Below are 19,226 nucleotides of genomic sequence, written 5' to 3' on the forward strand. Positions count from 1 at the left end.
CATCCCTCATAGCCAACACAGCAACAAAAAGCCCCCTCCGCGGAGGGGGCTTTTTGTTGCTGTGTTGGCTATGAGGGATGGGTGTGGGGGCGAATCAGGCTCCCTCAGGACATCAGCCGATCTCCTTCTCAAGCCGCTGCATCCATTGGTGGCAGCGGTGATCGAGGTGCGCTCCCTGGGGGAGGCGTTGTTGGTGGTGAGCGCAAGCTGGCTGGGTGACCCCTGCCTCAGCAAGGGTGTGCTGAAAGTGCTGGCAGGTCACAGGCACACCATGAGGAACCGGCTGGGTCGGAGCTGCCCTGATCCCATCGGCGGCCAGGCGCTTGGCGGGTGAGCATTGACGATGCCCATACGCATCTTGCCAATAAGTATGTACTACTTGTTCCCTTGTGAGCTGTCAACGTGATGTTGGGGAGAATGGGTGCATGAGTGAGCCTCGCCCCACCCTCCAGTTCGATCTGGACCTTGAAGCTGTTCGCCTGCTCCACCGCTCGGTGAGCTTTCACCTTGAGAAATGGCCCGGGGGGCCAGATCCCAGAGAGCAGGAGGCCCTGCAGTCGATGAAGACCTTGCTCACGGCAGCGTTGCTTGAGTTCAGTCTTGACCAGGACGGTCAACGTTGAAACCTGTCGCCTTCACTCCTCTTTACGGAAGCAGCGACAGTGATCGATTGGCGGCCTACGACGTATTCAGTTGGTTGAGAAGGCTATGGAGCAACAACAGGCTGGAACCTGGGATTCGGTTGAGGCATGCCTGGAGTGCATCACCACCTGTTCGATCGATGATGGCGAGTGCATCACCACCTGCGTTCGGACGCATCTTGGTGATGAGGAAGAGCTGTGCTCCAGCAGTCTTTGCCTCTGAGTTGTTCTCTTGAGCTGTTGTCCTCGTGGGTTGGTTGATCGCCATTGCCATCGTCGTGGCGCTGTCTTGGCTGGGATGGCGTTGGAATCAGCTCGAGTGTGCTGAAGATCGTTCCGTTAGCGGCCGCTTGGTGAAGCGCATGCATCGTCATTCACGGCGACGCAAGCACCATCACTAAGCGTCGTGGTCTCTGCAGATGTGCCCATCTTTCCAGCTCCAGATCCATGGAACTCTTGCCTTTGCCTTAAGGAGATCCTCCCGTTCTTCAATCCTTACGGGGATGAATTCCGCTCTGTAATCAAATCCGTGATCACGCATGGACTGGTTTAGAACCAGGCTTCCTTCGTTGCTGGAAACGGAGCGGTGATAGGTTCCGATAGGGATTTGCAGAGCACCCATCGCCCGGATCAAATGAATGATGTGATGTGGGTGATCCCAGGCCGGATTGAGCAACGTGAACGTTCGAGAACCCTCAAGTACAAGGTTGTTGTCCACCTGATGACGGTGCACGTAGTACTGCTCTGAACCATCTTGGTCGGGGGGTGACGTGGCAGCGCCATGGTGTGCGACCACGTCGGTGCCATTGCTTTCAGGAACCCCAGCATCAAAGAACGTCACCGATGCGGTTTCTCGGAAGACATGAATCGGTATGAAGTGAAGTCTCACCGTGCCTCCTCTTGTTCTTCTTATTTCTGCTCTAAATCCGCCCTGCGAAAAAAGCGGATGATCAGCACCAGATCAAATCAATTGTCATGGATGGCTCCAAATTGCATTTCACCGGGCAGTCATTCACAATACGCCCAAACAACTGAATTTGTTCCTCCGATAAGCCTTTTTTGGGCAGTGTGATCCACACCCGAAGTGTTTCGATCTTGCGCGGCCCGCTTGGGTCATGATCTTCTCAACAGATGCTTCTGCGGCGGTGACAGACTAGTTCCGGCGTTTAGCCGTGATTCCCATCACGGTCAAGATGCAAGTGCCCAGGGCGGTCGCCAATAAATCTGTTGGTGAGAAGCTTTCCCCTCGCCCGTCATGATCAGGCGGAGCATCGGTGCTTAAAGACACACCGGAGGGCTCATGTTCCGCTGAACAGTGCAGATCGCCGGTGTAGCAGCAAGATATGCGCGTCATCAGAGCCCTGCCTTCAGTCAGGCCATGGGCATGCGACAACCCAGTTGAATCATGCCTTCATCGATTAACCGGCCGAGCCGTTGCACAACAGCTTCCTCAGTTCGTGTGAATTGATCTTGCCGGGCGGTCACCCACGCCATCTCGCCGTTGGTAATCACGCCGGTGGACATTGCTTCGAGAAAGAGCTCGCCGAGCGTCATGGCACAGATGCGGTTGGAATCACGTTGATGGGACTCCATAGGGGGTGCATGACCTGCTCACCTTTCTTCATGGCGATCGATGATGGATGGCTTGGATGGCCTGCTGGATCTGATCGTTGAGGTGCGAGTCGGCGGGATTGAGGCGGACAAGCTTGTGAATCCTTCGCTGGGTTCAGGCCTGTTGGGGGGCTGCTCAGCCTGAAGTGCATCGCACGAATCATGGCCTCTGGAACGGATCGTTGGCGGGAGCGGTTCCAGACCAGGCACTGATCCAACGGTGTTTGCAACCACCAACCAGTCCATTGAATGTGTCGCGCCCCCAGGCTTCGGTGCATCAACCGTTGGCGCCAGTTGAGTTGCGCATGGGTGGCATCCACAAGCACGTTGTCGCCAGCAGCGACGGCGCTGTCGATGGCTCCATGGAGAAAGTTCAGACCAAGGGCCCTGCACGTTCTCACTCCCCCAGAGATGTTGCCTCAGAGCGTCATTGGAGATCACCCGTGCGGGAAGCAACGGAGCGAGGATCCCGGCAAGGCTGGACTTTCCGCTGCCCGGGGGGCCGATCAAAAGATGGCCCTGTGGCAGGGGTTCAGACAACGAACCGTTTGTAGAGCCACCGCACCAGTCCACCAATCACGGGCACGGGAGCAAACGTGGGGCCGACGAAATCAAAGTAATCACGGTGGTCCCCGATCTTTCCGTCTGGATTGAAGCTGAGCCGGGTCGCGCCGGGGTAGATGAATTCAATCCCTTTGATCTTGAGGCCCATGCGCCATTCAACAAAGGCTGTTTCACCATTCACCACCACCGATTCTGTTTCCAGGAAAACGTCATCACAGCGCTGCATCAGACCGTCCTGGGCAAGGATGTAGGCGTCAATTCCTTGCCGTTCCTGGGTTGGATCGGTGAAATGCACGTCGTCGGCGTAGACCGCCTTCCATTGCGCAGCTGTGGGGCCGGGCGTGCCGTAAGGCTTGGTGAACAGGGCACGGATCTGTTCTGCGTCCAGCGGGGGTTGAAGCATTGGTGTTGTAATCAGAAGTCGGCGGCCATCTGAGCTGTCATGGTTTTGGCCCCGCTCACGCCGGGAACCGGGCAGAGCGTCAGTTGAAAAAACCCTTCGACTGAAGCCAGATGCCAATGGCGAGAAGTGGCCCGAAGCCAGCAATCAACACGGTGATCTTCAGGCGCAGTGGGGATACCTGAGGTTTGGATTCTCGAAGGGCCATGGCAAGGCACGGGGAGAAGTGAACCTAAACGCTGTGCTGCCTTGGTGCCTGTTCAGAGCTCGTACTCCTCTTCAAACTGCTGAATCAGTCCCTTGTAGAGCGCCAGCAGGCCCTCGGTTTCTTCGCAGAATCCGTCCGTTGTGTACTTCGCGATCAGATTCACCACGGCGCTGCGAATTTGCGTGAAGGCCCCGAGGTACTCACCCTGAATGTCCTCATCACGGATGTCGTTGATCAGCGCGCCCACCAGCTCAATCTTCCGCTTGGCGGCGGCCATCTCCTCTTCCATCTCCTTGTTGAGCTTGCGGCGTTTCTTCGGCATCCCCTCAACCGGTTCAATTAGCGACATTACGGGAGCCGCAGGCCTTCCTCGTTCGAGCGGCTTCCCCTAGCGTCGTGTCCGATCGAACCATGGCCTTGTGAATCGGACCTTTCGCGGTGTTGCTTATGTGTCCGTCTGGGTGGTGATCTGGGGGACGGTGGCGTCCTTGATGGACTGGATGCTGCTGACGGGTGAGGTCTACGAAACGGCCAGCTCTGGTCAGGCGGTGACGTTCATCGCCTATGGTGCCGCAACGTTGGTGTTGGCCACGCGGTTCTTGGGGCGTTTTCTTGCAGAGACCGAATCAGAAGCTCCGGATCAGGAGTGATCCGCCCATCAGTAGCGCCAAGATCTCGAACGATCGTTTGACCAAGCGGCTTCCCTTCACCAGGGAATAGTGGGCTCCCAGGAAGCCTCCGATCAGCGACCCGAGAACCAGGGCAGGAAGCCAGTCCCAACGGATTTCACCGCTCAAACCCAGCACCAGCGCCCCGGTGCCATTCCATCCCAGGCCCACCAGAACCAGGGTGTGAGCGACGGCTCTGGCATAGCTCAGCCCGAACCAGCGCACCAGCCACAGGGTGACGAACAACCCCGTGCCTGAGGTGAGTGAACCGTTGAGAATGCCAATGATGAACAGCCCGCAGCTGCCAAACCCGACGGTGCGGGCCGTCAGCGGGCGGGGCTGGTCGGTCGTACCCAGATCCGCTTTCCGAGCTGAGTAAAACCCCAGCCCCAGGGTCAGCAGACCAAGGCTCGCGGTGGCCACTTGATCGGGAAGCGCAAGAACCATGCTGGCCCCCATAAACACCCCTGGAAGACCGGCAGCCAACACCAGCACCGAGCGTTTCAGGTCAAGGCTACTGGCACACCAATGACGCCCCGTCGCTCCTAGCCCCAGGGCAACGCTGGCCACCTTGTGGGTGGCCAGTGCCATGGAGAAAGGAAGACCGAGAAGGATGAGTGCGGGCAGTTGAACCAGTCCCGCTCCCCCTCCCGCCAGTGCAGAGAGGGCATTGGCGCCAATGGCGATGCCCAGCAGGGCGATTTGCATCAGCAGTTCGGACGCGCTCAATCTCGTGTCAAGAAGGCGATGGGCACTGAAAACGTGATGATGCGATGGGGATCTCCAGGAAGAATGGCAACGCAGGCCACCTCACGGTCAGCGTGGGCTTCGCGGGACTGCACCACAAAGGCCGTGGCGTCTTCGATACTCCACATCGGGGCATCACCACAACGGCGTTCATCCCTGTAGGCCTGCCAGACCTCGCAGAACGCCTCTCCATCGTCACCGCTTTTCATTTCCGTTAGCGCCTGTTCCAGGCCCACGTCTTCGAAACGTTCGAACAGGCGCACCATTAATGGGTGGGCAATGGTGGATGAGGCCTTCAGGGTTGAGTTGATGGTGCCGATGGCGCTCACCATCAGTTTCGGTTTGGAGCGTCGTGCATCGATTACCCCCACAGGTAGGTTGAGATCCCAGCTTGGGTGTCCGCTCACGGCACAGGCCAGATCAAACAGCCCCAAACTGCATTGCTTGATCAGGCTCTGAATGATCTCTCGATCCATGGCTCAGTTCCGCGTGGCCAGATTCACCGTTTGCATTCAAGTGTTGCCAGGATGGCTGCCGGTTGGTGCCCATGTGGATGTCCCTGGTTCAGATCTACCTTGATGCCGTCACCCACCAGGTGATCACCAATGAAGAGCTTGCCTACGTGGCCGGCAATCAGGATCGATTTGATCGCGCTGAACGGAAACTCACTGCACGCCTTGAACAGTTAATTGGCGCAGGGAATATCAGTGTTGGAACGCGTTGATTATCCGAACAGAAATCGTTGAAGCCGTTTCAGGAATTGCCTCAGTGACTTCTTGCCACGATTGAAAATCTGCTGTTCATCTGACAGCATCGCGCGACTCACCCGATCTCCGCTTCTAATAGGTTCGAATGCATGTCGAGTCAATCTTCACGGCAGGGCAACCACCCCCGACCACGTTTGAAGAACATTGGGTGCCCCTTGGGTCAGGGCGGCAACAGCATTGGCTGAGCCAATCCCGATTCCCACCACCACGCCTACGGCAAGAACAAGCAGTCCCGCCAGAACACTGCGTTCGGAAAATGGCATCCACTCATGATTAGCTTCCTGACTTTCCTTCAAACAACGTCCAGTGGCCACTGAGGTGTCACAGGACGTTATAGGCGCCGGAGCGGAACTATTGTGTTGTTTCGGCCATAAAGGTAGATCTACCGACTGATCGATCGGGGCTGTCTTCGCTAGCAACCGAATGTCAGCCAGATGACAGTTTCAGTCATGAAAACGATTGACGAGCACATCCAGAAGGACCAGGAGGAGTTCCTCAAGGCCCTGTCTGAGCATAACGAAGGCAAGGTGCGTCATCTCACAGAAGAACTGCAGTGGCTGTTGGATCACAAGAAGGAATTTCCTGATGATCCCCATGACCCCTCCCCTCTTGAGCTGTTCTGCGAGCAGAACCCCGATGAGCCCGAGTGCCTTGTGTACGACGACTGAGTAGAAGTACTCATTTATGACTCCTACCAGGCACGAAGCCGCGCTTCTACACACAACTTATTTAAGTTGTGTGTAGTTGATGTGTCATGTGGTGATTCGCGCCATCCTTACTCGCCCCATTGCTGGTGATCTTGGTCTGCTGCTGCTTCGGGTGTTCACCGGCGCACTGTTGATTCACCACGGTTATGAGAAGTTCGCCAACATCGAGAATTTTGCTGATGCATTCGTTCGCCCTCTACATCTTCCCTTCCCGATCCTTCTCTCATACGTCGCAGCGTTCTCGGAAGTGATCGGTAGCTGGTTGTTGATCACTGGGTTGCTGACGCGGATGGGAGCTTTATCAGTGGCGGGTACAATTTCTGTCGCCATCTATCACGCCATCGTCACCGCAGGCTTCAACATCTACTTGCTTGAGCTGCTTGGGCTTTATTTCGCGGCTGCTTTGGCCGTTCTCGCCTGTGGCCCTGGCGTCTTTTCCATAGACGAGCTCATTGCCCGCCGTCTTGAGCCCGACATGCAATTTTCTGCTGCGGAAAACGCAGATTTCGCCGATGGCAAGTCTGTTGTTCTGGAAGAGGCCGTGGCCAGTCGCTGAACATCAGCGTGAGTACGTGAAAAAGCCTCGCAATTGCGGGGCTTTTTTCATGGCTGGCGACGGTATGGGGCAAAGACACGTCAGAATCGTAAAAGTTGGATTAACGCGATGAAAGAGGTCAACCTGCTCGAGATGATTGGCCGTTCATTGGCGAAGGTTGCTGCAGGGGCAGGTATTGCAGCAGTGTTGATTTTGTTAACCTACGTGATGCTTGATGTTGGTCATATGCAGTCAGGCTTTACCCTGCCTCAATCCAGTTATTGAGCTGAGATGCAGTGGGATGATGCTGAATCTCCGGTTCTGATCATCGCTTCGCTGTTGATTGTTCTGCAGGTTTGTTGGATTGGAGCTGTGCTTCGGTGTAACCAACGCAGGCACTTGGAAGAACCTCTCAGCGCAACGGCGTTTCAGCGTGAACTCCAGCGGATTTTTCAAGAGCGAATGGATTGTCCTGAGCCATGAAGCACCTTCCAGGTCAACGGAGCAGAACTCTGCCGCGATGGTTGAAGACGGTCATGGTGGGGGCAGTCACTGTGATGGCCACCATTTGGTTACTGTCGTTACTTCCCTTTCTTCTTCTTGCCGCGTTAATGCTTTCAATCGCACTCATACCTGTAACCCGTCGTCTGAGACGGGACATGGAAGAGGCTGGATTCAGTGTTGATGAACCCTAGAGAATCTGATCAACGCCGTGATCTCAACATCACTCCCTGGCATTGACAGATCCGCAATATCTGGAGAGACTTCAGCCCTTGAACAAGTCGTTAGCCATTGAGCGATAACGGCCGAGAGCGCTTCCACCGCGGCGAGTCCTTGTGGGCATGCTTTGGCCCGGCAAAAGATTCAACGGAGCGAAATTTATCAATTTCGGTTCTGGACGTTCTTTCTGTTCAGCTGCCAACAGTTCGGCAATGGCTTCTGCTGTGGTTTGTGCGGAAGGTGCGCTTTGCAAAACGGTTTCGATCAATTCAACCCGTTCTGTTTCCGAGGTGCTGGCGGTAACTGCAGCGGGGGAAACAGGTTGGTTGGCGGCCTTGGATGGGCCGAGTGGCCACAGAAAAACCAGACTCAGCAAAAGAGCAACGGCGGCAGTGAGGGTGCCGGTGAGTCCAAACGCCAGACCCTGAAAGTTCCACAGCAACCCCGACCCCGCCATGCCGAAAGTGCCCAGGGCCGCCAGCATCAGGCCGAGGATGGATGCCTGTGGTGCTTTGACCTTGAACGGCTGGCTGATTTCAGGGACTTCAACGGGTGCAAGTTGCGGTTCAGGCCGCAGCAGAACGAAGCTGATTCCCAGCAGAACCAATGCTGTAACGGTGCCGCCAAGCCCCAGGCTGCGGCCCTGAAAATTCCAAAGCAAACCACCGCCGGCAAGACCTGAAACCCCGAGAGTTGCCAGTGCAAGTCCGCTTAACAAAGGGAGACGATTGCGCACGACTCAGTTGTTCTGGTTTTGCATGGCGGCGTAAGCAACGGCTCCGCCAGTGATCACGGTCAGCAGGCCTGTGGTCAACAGAAATCCCACCAACATGGCGAATCCAAGAACAGAACCCAGGAGGGACATCTTGATCCGCAGCAATTTCGACTTCATCAACATCACCAACAGCAAGACCACGGTGGTCTTCAAGCCAGCGATTTTTGCCGCGCTGATTGGGCAAAAAGGATTGATCAACATCATCGGCTGGTCTTGGTCGTCTTAAGTATTTGTGAAGTCTGGCGAAAACAAGAGCGCACCGTGACATTGCGCCCTTAATCATTTTTGAGCGACGAACGGGCACAAAAAAAAACCGGGCTTTCGGGCCTGTTTTTTTTGTAATTAAAGTGCCAGCTCAGCGACGACGGTTGCGTGAACGCTGCTTCAGTTTGCGCTTGTATTTCTCAACGGGAGTCTCGTGGTGACGGATCCGACGCAGATCAGAAAAGATGCCGGCTTTGGCGACCGAGCGCTTGAAGCGGCGCAACGCGGATTCAATACCTTCGTTTTCGCCGACTGTGACCTGACTCATCCGTTCCCCGAAAGAGAGCAATAAAGGACAACTTTACCAGCCCCCTCTCCCCCATTCACCACCCGCCTGCCGTGGGTTGAGTCTCTTGCATAACGCTTGTTGAAGAGATCGTGGCGCGTCCCAGCTTCTGCTTTGGGATGGGTCCATCACTCCGGTAGGCACCTGTCTTGACCTTCACGCACTGCCCCCTGTGCATTGGTCTGGCTGTTCTTTCGGCCGTTCGATTCCTGGCCCACTGCGTCATGGCCGTTCAGCTGGAACGCAGCACGGCAGGGGCGTCGACCCATCCCGCTATGCTGCTGGAGGCTCTGTTCGAGCTCTGAAGAGTTCCACCTCAGGGATCGCTCGGATCAACCAGCTGCAGATAGGCCGTATCGGCATTCTGCAGGGCTTCATCATCGTGATGAGCTTCAACGCTGCAGATGAGGTGAAGCAGCCGGCCGTGATCCATGCCACGTTTTGCCACTTCTTTCCAGAGGCGTGAGATGAGCTCCACATCACGCCATTCGAGCTGGGCATCGACCAGCGCCCGCGTCATCGCGATGTAGCTCTGCCGGTCGTTGCGGAGCCGGTCTTCGGAGAAGCTGTGTTGAGCTGCCGGCTTGAGCAGATTGCGAATCGTTTGTGAGGCCGCCTTCAGCACCTTTGGCATCGTCGTTGTCCGACTCAGTTCAGTCTGATTCGACCGTCTGAGCTGACAACGTAGTGAAATGCCTATGCCTGGATCAGAAATGAGTATTTGAACTCACTCCAGCAGGACGGTAGTTCTGATGACTTTTTGTAAAGTTAAACCCGTTAGGTTCAGTTGGCTGTTCTCAAGCCCGTGGAAATACTTGTGATGGCAGCCGTGTTTGTGCCCTTTTCTGCTCTCGGGATGAATGCATTTTCCGGTGATTCGGAAGACGATTTCGATTTCCTCTGAATGGAAGCCAAGCTCCTGGCGATGTTGACCTTTGGTGCCGTCGTTATGACTCTCTGGGCTTGGTTGATGGCGAATCTGCCGCGGATGGAGTCTGACCGGAACAAGCCTGACAACCGCCGTTGATCCGGTAAGGAGCTAAGTGTCCACGCAGACAAGTTGTGCCACGGAAAAAGAGTTTTTGTCCCAGCTCTCGCGTGTGGGCATCGGTAAGCGGTAGAGAAGGCCAGCCTTCAGGCACTTGACCCTTCAGCTGTGATCTGGCTTCAAGCGCTGTCTGTCGCTGTTATTTTTCCTCGCGATCGTTTTTGCGATATACTCCTTCAATTTGAAGTTCGCGGGCACAGTTTTCACAGGCATTCATGGTAGGCTTGGGCTTGCAGCGGCACCCTCAAAAGGCGTTTCCTGCTTTGGTTCGCCGTTCGGATGCGCGCACCACGGTGAGTCTGCCGTAAACCTCGCCGATGCGGTTGCGTGCACTGGAGGGCATCGCTTAGGCGGATTTTTGATCAGTTGGGTCGTTTAAATCGGCGAACTTGGCAGCCATCGTTGGATTGCGTCGGGTCAACTTTTTGATGGTCACATCCTGTGCCTTATCATTAGCGAGCCGCAGGTTTCGATCAGCACCCATCAGGGCGTCCTTGGTTTTCTGGAGGTGATCGATCGACTTATCGATTTCATCTACTGCCGTTTGGAAGCGTCTGGAGGCGAGGTCGTAATTGCGTGAGAAAGCTGTTTTAAAGGTTTCCAGGTCGTTCTCGAAGTTGGTTACATCGATGTTCTGGGCTTTAACCAGAGCTAGTTCAGCCTTGTATTCCAGAGATTTCATGGCTGCATTGCGGAGCAATGTGATGAATGGAATGAAGAATTGTGGGCGAATGACGTAGGTCTTCGGGAAGCGATGAGACACATCGAGGATCCCTGCATTATAAAGCTCATTTTCAGGCTCAAGCAGGGAGACGAGCACCGCGTACTCACAATTTTTTTCGTTTCTGTCTTTGTCTAGTTCTTTGAGAAAGTCTTCATTCTTCTTCTTTGTTGCCGTTGTATTGGCCTCATTTTTCATCTCAAACATGATCGAGATGATTTCGTTGTTGAGGTTGTCTTGGTCGCGGAAGATGTAATCACCCTTGCTCCCACTGCGCGCGTCGTTGTCTTTTTCGAAATAGGCTTTCGGAAAAGCAGCTGCACGAATCCTGTTAAACTCGGTTTCGCAGTGTTGTTCAAGGGTTTCTCCTACCATTTTGGTGGAGAGCCGCGCTTTCATGTCGCGCAAGCGTTCAATGGCCTGATCCCGATCATTAAGCTGGGCTTCGTAGCGGTCCTTCAGTGATTGAGATTCCAGTTGATGCTTCAGTTCAGCTTCCTTCAACCCGCTCTGAAGTGCATCCCGTTGTTTCTTCACGGAGCTCACCGCTTCATTCACGGCCAGCTGGCGCTGCATGGCCCCAGCCTGGAGTCGCGCTTGCAAATCCCTCACTTCATTGTCTTTTTGTAGCGTCGTCGCCTGCATTTCTTTGGTGAATTTGGTTTCTGCTAGACGTAGTTCTGTTGCCTGCTGCTCACGCATTTGCTGGAGTTTAGCGGCAATGCGATCCCGCTGTTTCTCCGCTTTGTTAACGGCATCTTTAATCGCCAGTTCCTGATGCATTGCACTTTGCTTGAGTTGAGCCTCAAGCATTTGCATCTCCCTGTCTTTTTTGGCAATGGCCAACTCGATGGCATTGCGTTTGTCCTGTTGCGCCAGGGCGAGTCGCTTATTAAGTTGCTGCTCAAATTCACGATCCCTCACCTGTTTGAGGATGTCGGCATACTTGGCTTTATCCACCTTGAAGGCTGTGTTGCAGTGAGGGCAGATGATGTCGTGCATGTCTGACGATTTGTGTTGAACGTTCGCGCTACGTGCTGGGATTTTATCCGGCTCTGGCTAACACGACATCAGCCCACGGTTCATGCCATGCCCGATTGGATCGATCCACGCTCGCTGCTCGACACGGTGATCATCGTGAGCATCGTGGCCTTGGCCGCCATTGGATTCGTGGTTGGCATCAAGGAAATGATCACCGATCTGAGTAAACTGCGTCGCGCCAAGGTTTAAGCCGGCTTCAGCCTTCCAGCCCGGACCGCAGCGCCGCCAATCTTGCTGCGTTCACACCAAGATCCGAGTCGCCCAGGCGCGACTCGGATCTTGCCTGGATCCGGTTGTTGTCGCGATCAGCGAACAGCTCGAGGTCATCCACAAAGCCAAAGAAAGCGCTGCTGGCTTCGGCATGGAGGTAGGTCTCGGTTTGATCCACGACAACTGTCCGCGGCGACTCCTGCACCAGCCCACTCAGCCTGCTGAATTCAGCCATCGGGTTGCTGCTTTCCCAGGTTTGGCTGGCGCAGTGAGCTGTTGTCGAGCAGTCGCGTAGCGCCCCGTTGCTCACGCCAAGTTCAGCAGGGACGGGGCCAACAAGATGGAACAGCATCAAGACGGGCGCCAGTAGGCCGGCAAGAAAGGTCACTGGTCTCTGCGGGAACGACCGCTCCAGTTGAGCATCCAAAGCCAGAGGCCAAAAAGGGTTCCCACCGGTAGTGCGATCACCACCAACTGGCTGATCACGAATTGCCGTACTTCAGGATCCACGGTTGCACTGATGGGGGGGCATGCAGCCTGATTCGCTGTCCGTTCGCCATCATGGAGTGCATTGCTGGGTAACGATGACGAATCCGGGCTGGATTGTGCCCGCATGGTTGGTGGTGGCGCTCGCTTCTGCCTTCAAGTTTTGGTCGATCACGCGCCCCTATCGAGCCAAAACGACTCTGTCCAGTGCACACACGGTTGATGAAGCCCGTCAGCGTTTGGAACGTCGCTGGCGAAATGACAGCAAGGTGTAATGCTTATTTTTCAGCGATCACCCATGCGGTTGCAGCTCTCTGGCGTACGTAGAGATCAGCGAGTTCCCGTGCTAGAACTTTCAACGTATCGAGATCATCCGTGTCGTCGATGGACCGTTTGATCGATTCAGCTTCAAATTGCTGAGGCAAGCTCAGGTTCACAACTCACAATTAAGCTAACCTATTTTAACGAAGCGTTACTTCAGGTGTGAGCTGACTGCTGCGCGTGAACGAGCGATCTCCTCTTGCTAAGCCAAAAGCAGATCTTTGTTGATTTCCTGCAGCTGTTTTACGTCGGTGATCGCATTGATATCGCGACTGCGCTGTTCAATCTCGAACTGTTGGCCAAGTGTCAGAGCGATGGGCTCCATGGTGACGTCGGCAGGTTCGATTCAAAGTATTGGCTTGGTCTTGTGCTGTCGTAACATCGGATGCGTTTAATCGCCGATGTGTGCTGTTCCGTACTTGGTTTTAATGAAAGAACATTGACTTTTTTATCTTGAGACCGATATTGATCTAGCGCCGATCCGCCAGATGTTGACATCCTAAACAATATCAATCTGCATTGTCTAGATTTTGTAGGAGATGCTGGTAGAGCTTTGGACGGTTCTGGGCAAAATCTCGAACGCCGTTATCGCTTGGAGATTTGGAGAGAAACGGTTTATTGGATGCAAGCCCGATGCAGCGATTTGGAGGAGCTAGATCGTGAGCGCGATGCCGCTTCGATTTATACGGAGTTTCGTTTGAAAGGTATGGGCTAATTCGAAATCAGTTCTGGGATTCAGCGATGGGCAGGGAAACTGCCACCAGCAGAGCGATCCCGGTTTCGGTGGCAGCGATCAGCAATTCAGTGACGATATCCATGTTCAGTTGCGGTTCTCGTCGATCGGTGGCATGTCACTGGGTTGCATCAGGGCAAACACAACAGCAGCCGTCAATACGACGCCAATGCCCACCATGGCAATGATTGCGGTTGTGTAATCATCCATGAAGCGCGCTCAAATGAGTTCATGTTACACGAATGTAACGCTCTGTAAAGCATTTCTCGGCTGGCGGGAGTCGTGACCGTCCTCTGACTCAGCAGCTCCTCTCCGCGGCGATGGATCTCCTGGGCGTAGTCGGTCTAGGCACCTTGCCCCCAGTACCGAAGACAACTGGTTTCCAGCAGCAGCACATGCAGTAACGACTCCTGATAAGCGCTGGTGCTTTTGGTATTGTCACGGATGTGGCGATTAGCCTGCCGGAATGCCTCCGGGAATTCATTCATCATCACGCCACCGTTTTCTCCATCGGTAATCTGGCTCACCAGTGATGGCACCTCGACGTTACCAAGGCGTTGCCGATCGCAACCCAATACCTCGTAATAAGGCTGCATCTGGCCCACAAGTTTGGTGTCAGACCCCTGGGTTTTGATCAGCGCTGTCATGCTGATCTCCTCGCCTTGACTGTTCCTGACGAGAAGTTGATTGGGAACGAAGCATTGGGTACGCTGCAGCGGGCTGTCGTCCACGCACTCGACGCTGTGTTCTTGCACCAGGAGCCACTGAATATCCCGCTTGCTTGAGGGCTTTGACGAATTCGAACAGGGTGTCGGGATAGTTGGGTGGCGCCATCTCCGGTGGAGAGAACCCCTTGACTCGCTCCAAGGCAGCGGTGCCAAAACAGGCCGCGAACTGCTGTTGCCAGGCGCTGATTTGTAGTTTCAGGTCTGGGGATGGAGCCACGGCATGGCTCCAGAAGGTTCCAAGCCACTCCACATGCCCCTGCATCAAAGGATCACAGGCGAGGTAGTGGAGTGCATCGCCAATGTCGCGACGCCCCATCTGCTCAATTCCCCAGAGCAGATTGCCCGAGTAGTCGAGCATGATTCTTGGGCTGCAGCCTTCGTTGATCAGTTCAGGCAGCAGGTCGGCAAGACGCCGATAGCAGTGGGCGAATGGTTCTGCGTTGTGGTTATCATCCTCATTGGGGTGATCCAGCATGTATTGAAGATGGGAGATCAAGCTGTTGTTTGACTCCCGCCGGCACCGTCGGTTGGTGCATGTGGAGAGCGCAGGCAAAGCCGGAACGCAGTTATTCAAGATCGATCGCGCTGTTCGACCAGGCGTGTCGCGGTTTCAGCATCACAGCAGCGACGTCTGTTTCTCGTCCACTGATCGGTGGACAGCCTGTCATTGCACTCCGCTCGTTATGGCCAGCCGGCACGCGGTGTCTGGCGCAGCATGCCTTCCCAATGATCACGCCAGGTGTGTTGATCGCCAATGCCGGCCAAGAGTTCAACCTCTGCAGGCGCCTGATCCAACCGATGCCTCCAACGGGTGATGTCTTTGGCTTGATCAAGCCAGGTGCTCATCACGTCGTAACGAATCACCTCGCCATCCCAGTGGTTTTGGTCGGCCATGTTTTACGACCAGTACATCATTCATCCAGGCTGAGTGGCCTGAAGCCCATGATTATGAGACCTGTGATCTGCTCGAGTTCAAAGCGATGCAGAAGGTCTCCAAGGCCAAAAAAGTGAAGAAGGATCATTAAGCTGATCACTTTTGTTTGGAATTTGTGAGCTTTTTTTCGGTCAAACTGTTCAGGTTGACGGTCTTTACCTTTGGAAATATTTCAGTTTGATCAATAGTCAGGGCTTGGCACTCATGACTGGAGAGTGCCAATTTTTTCCAAGCATTCTTGAGTCAATACCTCTGATCAATATGCGCACGTCGCTGTCAGCGTTGAAGGATGGGTCGGCGTTGCTGCAGGAGCTTTCGTCCGAGTTTGCCAACCAGACGGGCAAGCCGGAGGCCTACGTGATGACGCTCCTGGAGACGGGGGTGCCGATGACCTTCGCCGGCAGCCACGAGCCCTGTACCTACGTGGAGGTGAAATCGATCGGTGCCCTGCGTCCGCCTGCGATGACAGCTGCGTTCTGTGAACTGATCCTGGCACGCACGGGAATCCCTGCCAGCCGGGTGTACATCGGTTTTGAGGATGTGCAGGCGAGCTGTTGGGGGTGGAACGGCAACACCTTTGGGTAACAACAGCTGTTAACTGCAAGTAACAAGCCAATTCGCGTTGTCAATCACGTTGCTTAGCGTTTGCTCAACATGAATGATTGCTGTGAGTGGAATCCTTCGGTGGTCTTCCCAACAAAGAGTTGAGTTCTGGGGTGTCGCAGTGGTGTCGCGAACGGGTTCAACACCTGATTAATTGCGGTCGAGCTGAGGATGCCCGCTGCCTGTACCTGGAATTCGGGGAAGACAGTGCAGGAACTCTGAATTTCTGAAAACGCCACATAAAAAAGGAGGGTTCCCTAGGCCCTCCTGGAGTCGACGCATTACCCCTCACCGGGGTGAACCAAGTGTTACGTACTGGACACTCAAGTGCTGTAAGTGTTGATACTTATTTCTGGTCGCAGCGATCAACTTAAGGATTGTTCTTGACGCCGCAGAATTTCATAGGCCTGCCAAAGACCTTCAACGTCAGAGCACACCGAATTTCGATTGCAGACGTGGTATCGGCCCTGGCCGATGGCATCAATGGTTGTGCCCTTGGAGGTGGCACAGATGCGACTGATGCTCTCCATGGGATTCGCTCAGTAGATCAAGGATCTATTGCTGCAAGGGGGCTGCATGCACGTCTGATTTGCAGTTCTAAATCTCTTTGGCGGGAGAAAAGATCAATAGCTAAGGGCTCATCGCCACAAAAAACCGGGCCAGCCCCGGTTTTTTGTTCAGCTTTGTACCTGCGTTTCGAACGCTCAGGCTTTCGAAGGCTTGGTGGTGAGTGCAGTAGACATGGCGGAAGCCAGAAGCACACATCCGGCGACGGTGAGGAAACCCATAGGTCAGGGAGGAGGGAGCGAAGAAGGCATCATTCCCACAGCTGGCGTCAGCTTTTGTTGCTGTTGGCACGGAATTTGGAAGAACCTTGTTTTCGGCCACTCTCGGCCGCTTTCAGAGGCATCTCCTGGCGGTCGAGGCATGAGGAGCACAGCAATTTCCCCTTGTTGCGCCAGTAAGCCGCCATCGAGCGTTCGATGCGCATGGAGCACCCTTCACAGCGAAATAACGGCATCGACGGTTCCGCGACGCAGTCCTTCTAACGCAACAGTGCGGCTGAACAGGTGTTCTCTGTGACGATGGGTGCGCTTCGCTCGCCCCAGCTTTTGATGCAGGCCCTGCGCTTGTTGCTGCTCACCCTGATGGCGCCTGTCGCTTTTGCCTCAACGGCGTTTCAGCCCTTGGATCGGGTGGAGGGTTGGTTGATCGAGCGACGTTTGGACGAAAAGCAGGATCCGATCTGCCGTGCGTCTGTGCCAGGACCTGGCACCTGGTTCTCGGCACGGGTTCATCTGGATGCGAATGACGTGATGGTGGTGCCTGCAGGGCTGCATCGGCCGGACGAGACGAGGCTGGAGGCTGTGCGTGATGCGCTCCGGCGCTGTCGCGCAAGTGTTCTTTATCTGTAGCTGATAAAGCCTTTGTGGCTGGGACCGCTGCTGATCTGAAATCGGGCTATGAAATCAGGGTCGGCAGTTGCAGAATCGTCGACTCCTCACACCACCCGAGCCTCCGCCAATCGCGGGGGCTTTTTTGATTGATCCCGAACAGCCTCTTTCGATTTTGTGCTCAGCAAATGTTTTGCGGTTGTGATGTTTTAACCGCTTGATCTCTGATGTATTGCATCGAGAGGCTTGATACAGGAGGACAGTGGATCCAGGAGATCTGCTTCAAAACGGAGTTCAAAGCCTTTGTGAACGCCCGCACCAAATCACGCGCTGCCTTGAAGACCTATCGCGTGGTGCATGCCACCTGGAATCAGGTGGTCACCGTTGTGCAGGGATCAGCTGAATCCCATTGATCAGCCTTGCTTCGGCGTTTTCCGAGCCGTTGCGATCCCGAAGACTTCAAGTCACTCTCTTGGATGCGAAATGTCCTGAGCCATAACCGGTGGCCCAGGCGCCTGTGGGCATGATTCTCACGCGGTATCTCAGCAGTGAAGGTTGGGTGGAGGAGTGTTCCCATGCCAACGCTTTTGATGCTTATATCGACGCACGGTGGCGCTGCGTGCTCCGAGGTTGTCCATATCTGCTGGTGGATGCAGAAACCGGCAGCACGGTCTCAGTGCTCACGGTGAAACAGTGTTTGCATCAGTACGGCGTCGAGGGGATTTTTGGGCTTGATCGATTCAGGGGATCGACGCAAGAGCCGGCAGGATGGCGGTCGATGAAACTTTCCAATGGCGACGTTTCTGGTCACGGGCGCAAACCGTGGGATCGGCTTGGAGTACTGCCGACAACTCAAGGCCCGGGGCGATGAAGTGGTGGCGGTTTGCCGTCAAGCCAGTGATGAACTGGAGGGCCTGGGGGTGCGGGTGGAAGCCGGCCTTGAGTTGAGCGACAGCCAAGCCATTGATGACCTGGTGCAGCGTCTGGATAGTTTGCCCCTCAATGGTGTCATCCTCAATGCCGGGATTTTGCAGTCGATGGGCCTGATGGATTTGGACCCCTCCGGGATTCGATGCCAGTTTGAGGTGAATGCCCTTGCTCCTTTGCTGTTGGCCAGGGCTTTGGTGGATCAGATGCTCAGCGGAGCCAAGTTGGTGCTGATGACCAGCCGCATGGGGTCCATCGACGACAACAGCTCGGGAGGTTCCTATGGCTATCGGATGTCGAAGGTGGCCCTCAACATGGCTGGAAAATCGTTGGCGATTGATCTGGAATCGCGGGGCGATTTTGCATCCCGGATTGGTGCGCACCCGCATGATTCGCTTCAATCCAAGTAGGATCCCCCCCGAGCAGTTGGTGAAGGGTCTGCTGGCCCGGATCGATGGCTTGACTATGGCCACCAGCAGCAGCTTCTGGCATGCCAATGGTGAGTTGTTGCCGTGGTGAAACGGGAGACATGCTTTGGGCTTTGATCCGCGTCATTGGTCAGGCGGACGCCCTGAACAACGGGTCACCAGCAATGTTGAGGCGTTGCTGGCTGAGAACGACGCCTTACGTCGCGAGGTGTTGCGGCTCAACCGTGAGTTGGAGCGATCGCAACGTCAGCAACGCCAACGCATTCGTACTGAACCAAGATCCCATCGCCCTTGGAGCGAGCCATCGGCTCACTCTCCACCGCGCATCAGCATCCAACAGGTGCGGGCATGGGGGCAGGCCCTCGCCCAGGAGCCGGGATGGACGGCACTGCGTCAGCGCGGGTTGGAGCTGTTGATTGATCAGCTCAACCGCAGCAGTTTTCCTGCCCACTTAACCCTTGAACAACGGCTGGATCGGCTGGTTCCGGGGCTGGGAACAGATCTCATGGCGGCGGTGGGAGCCAAGCCGAACAAGCAAACAACGGCAGTTCTGGCAGCGTTTGCCTTGTTTGGGGTTCGCGCCAGTGAATGGCTGGATGAGGATCCACAGCGTGTGGTGGAGCAGCTGCGTCAGCGCCAAGACCAATCAGGTTCCAGGCGGCAGGGGCGCCGCACCCGAACGGACCAACGTCAAACAGATCGTCCGGACGATGGTCATACCCGTGATCCACGCCGTGCAGCTTTAAGGGTGTTGGGCTT

The 19,226-nt window shown here is 55.2% G+C and carries 32 protein-coding genes and 4 pseudogenes; 15 read left to right on the forward strand and 21 right to left on the reverse strand.

What is annotated here, in order from left to right; genetic code table 11:
• Together ACGVJ8_RS03725 and ACGVJ8_RS03730 are read left to right on the forward strand one after the other, a co-directional pair.
• Window positions 1–334, forward strand: a 334-nt coding sequence (locus ACGVJ8_RS03725) for a hypothetical protein (protein WP_392345568.1), incomplete at its 5' end; no start/stop codon positions are given.
• 91 nt (window positions 335–425) lie between these two features.
• On the forward strand, window positions 426–623 hold the full coding sequence (locus tag ACGVJ8_RS03730) for a hypothetical protein (protein WP_006851951.1): 198 nt from the start codon (window positions 426–428) through the stop codon (window positions 621–623).
• Window positions 624–1,038: 415 nt separating this feature from the next.
• On the opposite strand, the gene ACGVJ8_RS03735 is transcribed toward ACGVJ8_RS03730, so the two are convergent.
• Complete coding sequence (locus ACGVJ8_RS03735) at window positions 1,039–1,482, reverse strand: hemagglutinin (protein WP_392345570.1); 444 nt, start codon at window positions 1,480–1,482, stop codon at window positions 1,039–1,041.
• Between the two features lie 530 nt (window positions 1,483–2,012).
• Window positions 2,013–2,195 (reverse strand): hypothetical protein, encoded by a 183-nt coding sequence (locus ACGVJ8_RS03740; protein ID WP_392345572.1) that lies wholly within the window; start codon window positions 2,193–2,195, stop codon window positions 2,013–2,015.
• Window positions 2,196–2,274: 79 nt separating this feature from the next.
• On the opposite strand from ACGVJ8_RS03740, the gene ACGVJ8_RS03745 reads away from it, so the two are divergent.
• Window positions 2,275–2,397, forward strand: coding sequence for a hypothetical protein (locus ACGVJ8_RS03745; protein WP_392345622.1), 123 nt, complete (start codon window positions 2,275–2,277; stop codon window positions 2,395–2,397).
• 46 nt (window positions 2,398–2,443) lie between these two features.
• On the opposite strand, the pseudogene ACGVJ8_RS03750 reads toward ACGVJ8_RS03745, so the two are convergent.
• From ACGVJ8_RS03750 to ACGVJ8_RS03760, 3 genes and pseudogenes are all read right to left on the reverse strand, one after another.
• Window positions 2,444–2,825 (reverse strand): annotated as a pseudogene (locus ACGVJ8_RS03750) (AAA family ATPase); the annotation flags it as partial.
• A complete protein-coding gene (locus ACGVJ8_RS03755) occupies window positions 2,785–3,219 on the reverse strand; it encodes a nuclear transport factor 2 family protein (RefSeq protein WP_392345574.1) in 435 nt (144 codons plus the stop codon). The pseudogene ACGVJ8_RS03750 and the gene ACGVJ8_RS03755, both read right to left, overlap by 41 nt.
• A gap of 257 nt (window positions 3,220–3,476) precedes the next feature.
• Window positions 3,477–3,746 (reverse strand): hypothetical protein, encoded by a 270-nt coding sequence (locus ACGVJ8_RS03760; protein WP_392345576.1) that lies wholly within the window; start codon window positions 3,744–3,746, stop codon window positions 3,477–3,479.
• Window positions 3,747–3,843: 97 nt separating this feature from the next.
• Between ACGVJ8_RS03760 and ACGVJ8_RS03765 the strand changes: the two genes are divergently transcribed.
• Window positions 3,844–4,074, forward strand: coding sequence for a hypothetical protein (locus ACGVJ8_RS03765; RefSeq protein ID WP_392345578.1), 231 nt, complete (start codon window positions 3,844–3,846; stop codon window positions 4,072–4,074).
• Here the strand turns inward: ACGVJ8_RS03765 and ACGVJ8_RS03770 are convergent.
• Complete coding sequence (locus tag ACGVJ8_RS03770; protein WP_392345618.1) at window positions 4,051–4,800, reverse strand: sulfite exporter TauE/SafE family protein; 750 nt, start codon at window positions 4,798–4,800, stop codon at window positions 4,051–4,053. The two genes, ACGVJ8_RS03765 and ACGVJ8_RS03770, sit on opposite strands and share 24 nt — an antisense overlap.
• A gap of 17 nt (window positions 4,801–4,817) precedes the next feature.
• A complete protein-coding gene (locus ACGVJ8_RS03775; protein ID WP_392345580.1) occupies window positions 4,818–5,315 on the reverse strand; it encodes a hypothetical protein in 498 nt (165 codons plus the stop codon).
• Window positions 5,316–5,392: 77 nt separating this feature from the next.
• Between ACGVJ8_RS03775 and ACGVJ8_RS03780 the strand changes: the two genes are divergently transcribed.
• Window positions 5,393–5,563 (forward strand): hypothetical protein, encoded by a 171-nt coding sequence (locus tag ACGVJ8_RS03780; protein WP_392345582.1) that lies wholly within the window; start codon window positions 5,393–5,395, stop codon window positions 5,561–5,563.
• Window positions 5,564–5,710: 147 nt separating this feature from the next.
• On the opposite strand, the gene ACGVJ8_RS03785 is transcribed toward ACGVJ8_RS03780, so the two are convergent.
• Window positions 5,711–5,869 (reverse strand): hypothetical protein, encoded by a 159-nt coding sequence (locus ACGVJ8_RS03785; protein WP_392345584.1) that lies wholly within the window; start codon window positions 5,867–5,869, stop codon window positions 5,711–5,713.
• Window positions 5,870–6,055: 186 nt separating this feature from the next.
• Here ACGVJ8_RS03785 and ACGVJ8_RS03790 point away from each other — a divergent pair, with 186 nt between their 5' ends.
• From ACGVJ8_RS03790 to ACGVJ8_RS03800, 3 genes are all read left to right on the forward strand, one after another.
• A complete protein-coding gene (locus ACGVJ8_RS03790; RefSeq protein ID WP_006852050.1) occupies window positions 6,056–6,274 on the forward strand; it encodes a CP12 domain-containing protein in 219 nt (72 codons plus the stop codon).
• Between the two features lie 91 nt (window positions 6,275–6,365).
• The gene (locus ACGVJ8_RS03795) at window positions 6,366–6,869 is read left to right on the forward strand and encodes a DoxX family protein (protein WP_392345586.1); all 504 of its coding nucleotides are present in this window, start codon (window positions 6,366–6,368) and stop codon (window positions 6,867–6,869) included.
• A gap of 108 nt (window positions 6,870–6,977) precedes the next feature.
• A complete protein-coding gene (locus ACGVJ8_RS03800) occupies window positions 6,978–7,133 on the forward strand; it encodes a hypothetical protein (protein WP_392345588.1) in 156 nt (51 codons plus the stop codon).
• Between the two features lie 481 nt (window positions 7,134–7,614).
• On the opposite strand, the gene ACGVJ8_RS03805 is transcribed toward ACGVJ8_RS03800, so the two are convergent.
• The 3 genes from ACGVJ8_RS03805 to rpsU all read right to left on the reverse strand — a co-directional run bounded on the left by ACGVJ8_RS03805 (window position 7,615) and on the right by rpsU (window position 8,875).
• A complete protein-coding gene (locus ACGVJ8_RS03805) occupies window positions 7,615–8,304 on the reverse strand; it encodes a hypothetical protein (protein WP_392345590.1) in 690 nt (229 codons plus the stop codon).
• Between the two features lie 3 nt (window positions 8,305–8,307).
• Window positions 8,308–8,547: a hypothetical protein gene (locus ACGVJ8_RS03810; RefSeq protein ID WP_392345592.1), complete on the reverse strand. Its 240-nt coding sequence runs from the start codon at window positions 8,545–8,547 to the stop codon at window positions 8,308–8,310.
• Window positions 8,548–8,698: 151 nt separating this feature from the next.
• Window positions 8,699–8,875, reverse strand: coding sequence for a 30S ribosomal protein S21 (gene rpsU, locus ACGVJ8_RS03815; protein ID WP_009790002.1), 177 nt, complete (start codon window positions 8,873–8,875; stop codon window positions 8,699–8,701).
• 167 nt (window positions 8,876–9,042) lie between these two features.
• On the opposite strand from rpsU, the gene ACGVJ8_RS03820 reads away from it, so the two are divergent.
• Complete coding sequence (locus tag ACGVJ8_RS03820; RefSeq protein WP_392345594.1) at window positions 9,043–9,198, forward strand: hypothetical protein; 156 nt, start codon at window positions 9,043–9,045, stop codon at window positions 9,196–9,198.
• An 11-nt stretch (window positions 9,199–9,209) separates the two neighbouring features.
• Here the strand turns inward: ACGVJ8_RS03820 and ACGVJ8_RS03825 are convergent, their stop codons facing one another.
• The 3 genes and pseudogenes from ACGVJ8_RS03825 to ACGVJ8_RS03835 form a co-directional block, all read right to left on the reverse strand.
• Complete coding sequence (locus tag ACGVJ8_RS03825) at window positions 9,210–9,527, reverse strand: hypothetical protein (RefSeq protein WP_392345596.1); 318 nt, start codon at window positions 9,525–9,527, stop codon at window positions 9,210–9,212.
• Window positions 9,528–9,840: 313 nt separating this feature from the next.
• Window positions 9,841–10,284 (reverse strand): annotated as a pseudogene (locus ACGVJ8_RS03830) (early protein (E6)).
• Window positions 10,285–10,287: 3 nt separating this feature from the next.
• The gene (locus ACGVJ8_RS03835; RefSeq protein WP_392345598.1) at window positions 10,288–11,664 is read right to left on the reverse strand and encodes a DUF2130 domain-containing protein; all 1,377 of its coding nucleotides are present in this window, start codon (window positions 11,662–11,664) and stop codon (window positions 10,288–10,290) included.
• Between the two features lie 87 nt (window positions 11,665–11,751).
• On the opposite strand from ACGVJ8_RS03835, the gene ACGVJ8_RS03840 reads away from it, so the two are divergent.
• Window positions 11,752–11,892: a hypothetical protein gene (locus ACGVJ8_RS03840; RefSeq protein WP_392345600.1), complete on the forward strand. Its 141-nt coding sequence runs from the start codon at window positions 11,752–11,754 to the stop codon at window positions 11,890–11,892.
• A 7-nt stretch (window positions 11,893–11,899) separates the two neighbouring features.
• Here ACGVJ8_RS03840 and ACGVJ8_RS03845 read toward each other — a convergent pair whose 3' ends face one another.
• The 6 genes and pseudogenes from ACGVJ8_RS03845 to ACGVJ8_RS03870 form a co-directional block, all read right to left on the reverse strand.
• Entirely contained in the window at window positions 11,900–12,301 is a 402-nt protein-coding gene (locus tag ACGVJ8_RS03845; RefSeq protein WP_392345601.1) for a DUF1499 domain-containing protein, read from the reverse strand.
• Entirely contained in the window at window positions 12,298–12,423 is a 126-nt protein-coding gene (locus ACGVJ8_RS03850) for a hypothetical protein (RefSeq protein WP_392345603.1), read from the reverse strand. The genes ACGVJ8_RS03845 and ACGVJ8_RS03850 overlap by 4 nt, the downstream gene beginning before the upstream one ends.
• 499 nt (window positions 12,424–12,922) lie before the next feature.
• Window positions 12,923–13,045 (reverse strand): hypothetical protein, encoded by a 123-nt coding sequence (locus tag ACGVJ8_RS03855; RefSeq protein WP_392345605.1) that lies wholly within the window; start codon window positions 13,043–13,045, stop codon window positions 12,923–12,925.
• A gap of 495 nt (window positions 13,046–13,540) precedes the next feature.
• Complete coding sequence (locus tag ACGVJ8_RS03860) at window positions 13,541–13,663, reverse strand: hypothetical protein (RefSeq protein ID WP_392345607.1); 123 nt, start codon at window positions 13,661–13,663, stop codon at window positions 13,541–13,543.
• Window positions 13,664–13,797: 134 nt separating this feature from the next.
• Window positions 13,798–14,798, reverse strand: a pseudogene (locus ACGVJ8_RS03865) (hypothetical protein).
• Window positions 14,799–14,862: 64 nt separating this feature from the next.
• Window positions 14,863–15,075: a hypothetical protein gene (locus ACGVJ8_RS03870; RefSeq protein WP_392345609.1), complete on the reverse strand. Its 213-nt coding sequence runs from the start codon at window positions 15,073–15,075 to the stop codon at window positions 14,863–14,865.
• Between the two features lie 286 nt (window positions 15,076–15,361).
• Between ACGVJ8_RS03870 and ACGVJ8_RS03875 the strand changes: the two genes are divergently transcribed.
• Window positions 15,362–15,700, forward strand: coding sequence for a phenylpyruvate tautomerase MIF-related protein (locus tag ACGVJ8_RS03875; protein WP_392345620.1), 339 nt, complete (start codon window positions 15,362–15,364; stop codon window positions 15,698–15,700).
• Window positions 15,701–16,083: 383 nt separating this feature from the next.
• On the opposite strand, the gene ACGVJ8_RS03880 is transcribed toward ACGVJ8_RS03875, so the two are convergent.
• Entirely contained in the window at window positions 16,084–16,248 is a 165-nt protein-coding gene (locus ACGVJ8_RS03880; RefSeq protein ID WP_392345611.1) for a hypothetical protein, read from the reverse strand.
• Between the two features lie 540 nt (window positions 16,249–16,788).
• On the opposite strand from ACGVJ8_RS03880, the gene ACGVJ8_RS03885 reads away from it, so the two are divergent.
• The 4 genes and pseudogenes from ACGVJ8_RS03885 to ACGVJ8_RS03900 all read left to right on the forward strand — a co-directional run.
• On the forward strand, window positions 16,789–17,133 hold the full coding sequence (locus ACGVJ8_RS03885; protein WP_392345613.1) for a hypothetical protein: 345 nt from the start codon (window positions 16,789–16,791) through the stop codon (window positions 17,131–17,133).
• 206 nt (window positions 17,134–17,339) lie between these two features.
• Window positions 17,340–17,525 (forward strand): hypothetical protein, encoded by a 186-nt coding sequence (locus ACGVJ8_RS03890; protein WP_392345615.1) that lies wholly within the window; start codon window positions 17,340–17,342, stop codon window positions 17,523–17,525.
• 378 nt (window positions 17,526–17,903) lie between these two features.
• Window positions 17,904–18,558, forward strand: a pseudogene (locus ACGVJ8_RS03895) (SDR family oxidoreductase).
• Between the two features lie 15 nt (window positions 18,559–18,573).
• Window positions 18,574–19,226 (forward strand): molecular chaperone DnaJ (locus ACGVJ8_RS03900; protein ID WP_392345616.1); only part of this gene is annotated, 653 nt, incomplete at its 3' end.

It is taken from the genome of Parasynechococcus sp., assembly GCF_042954245.1.
Classification (GTDB): Bacteria; Cyanobacteriota; Cyanobacteriia; order PCC-6307; family Cyanobiaceae; genus Parasynechococcus.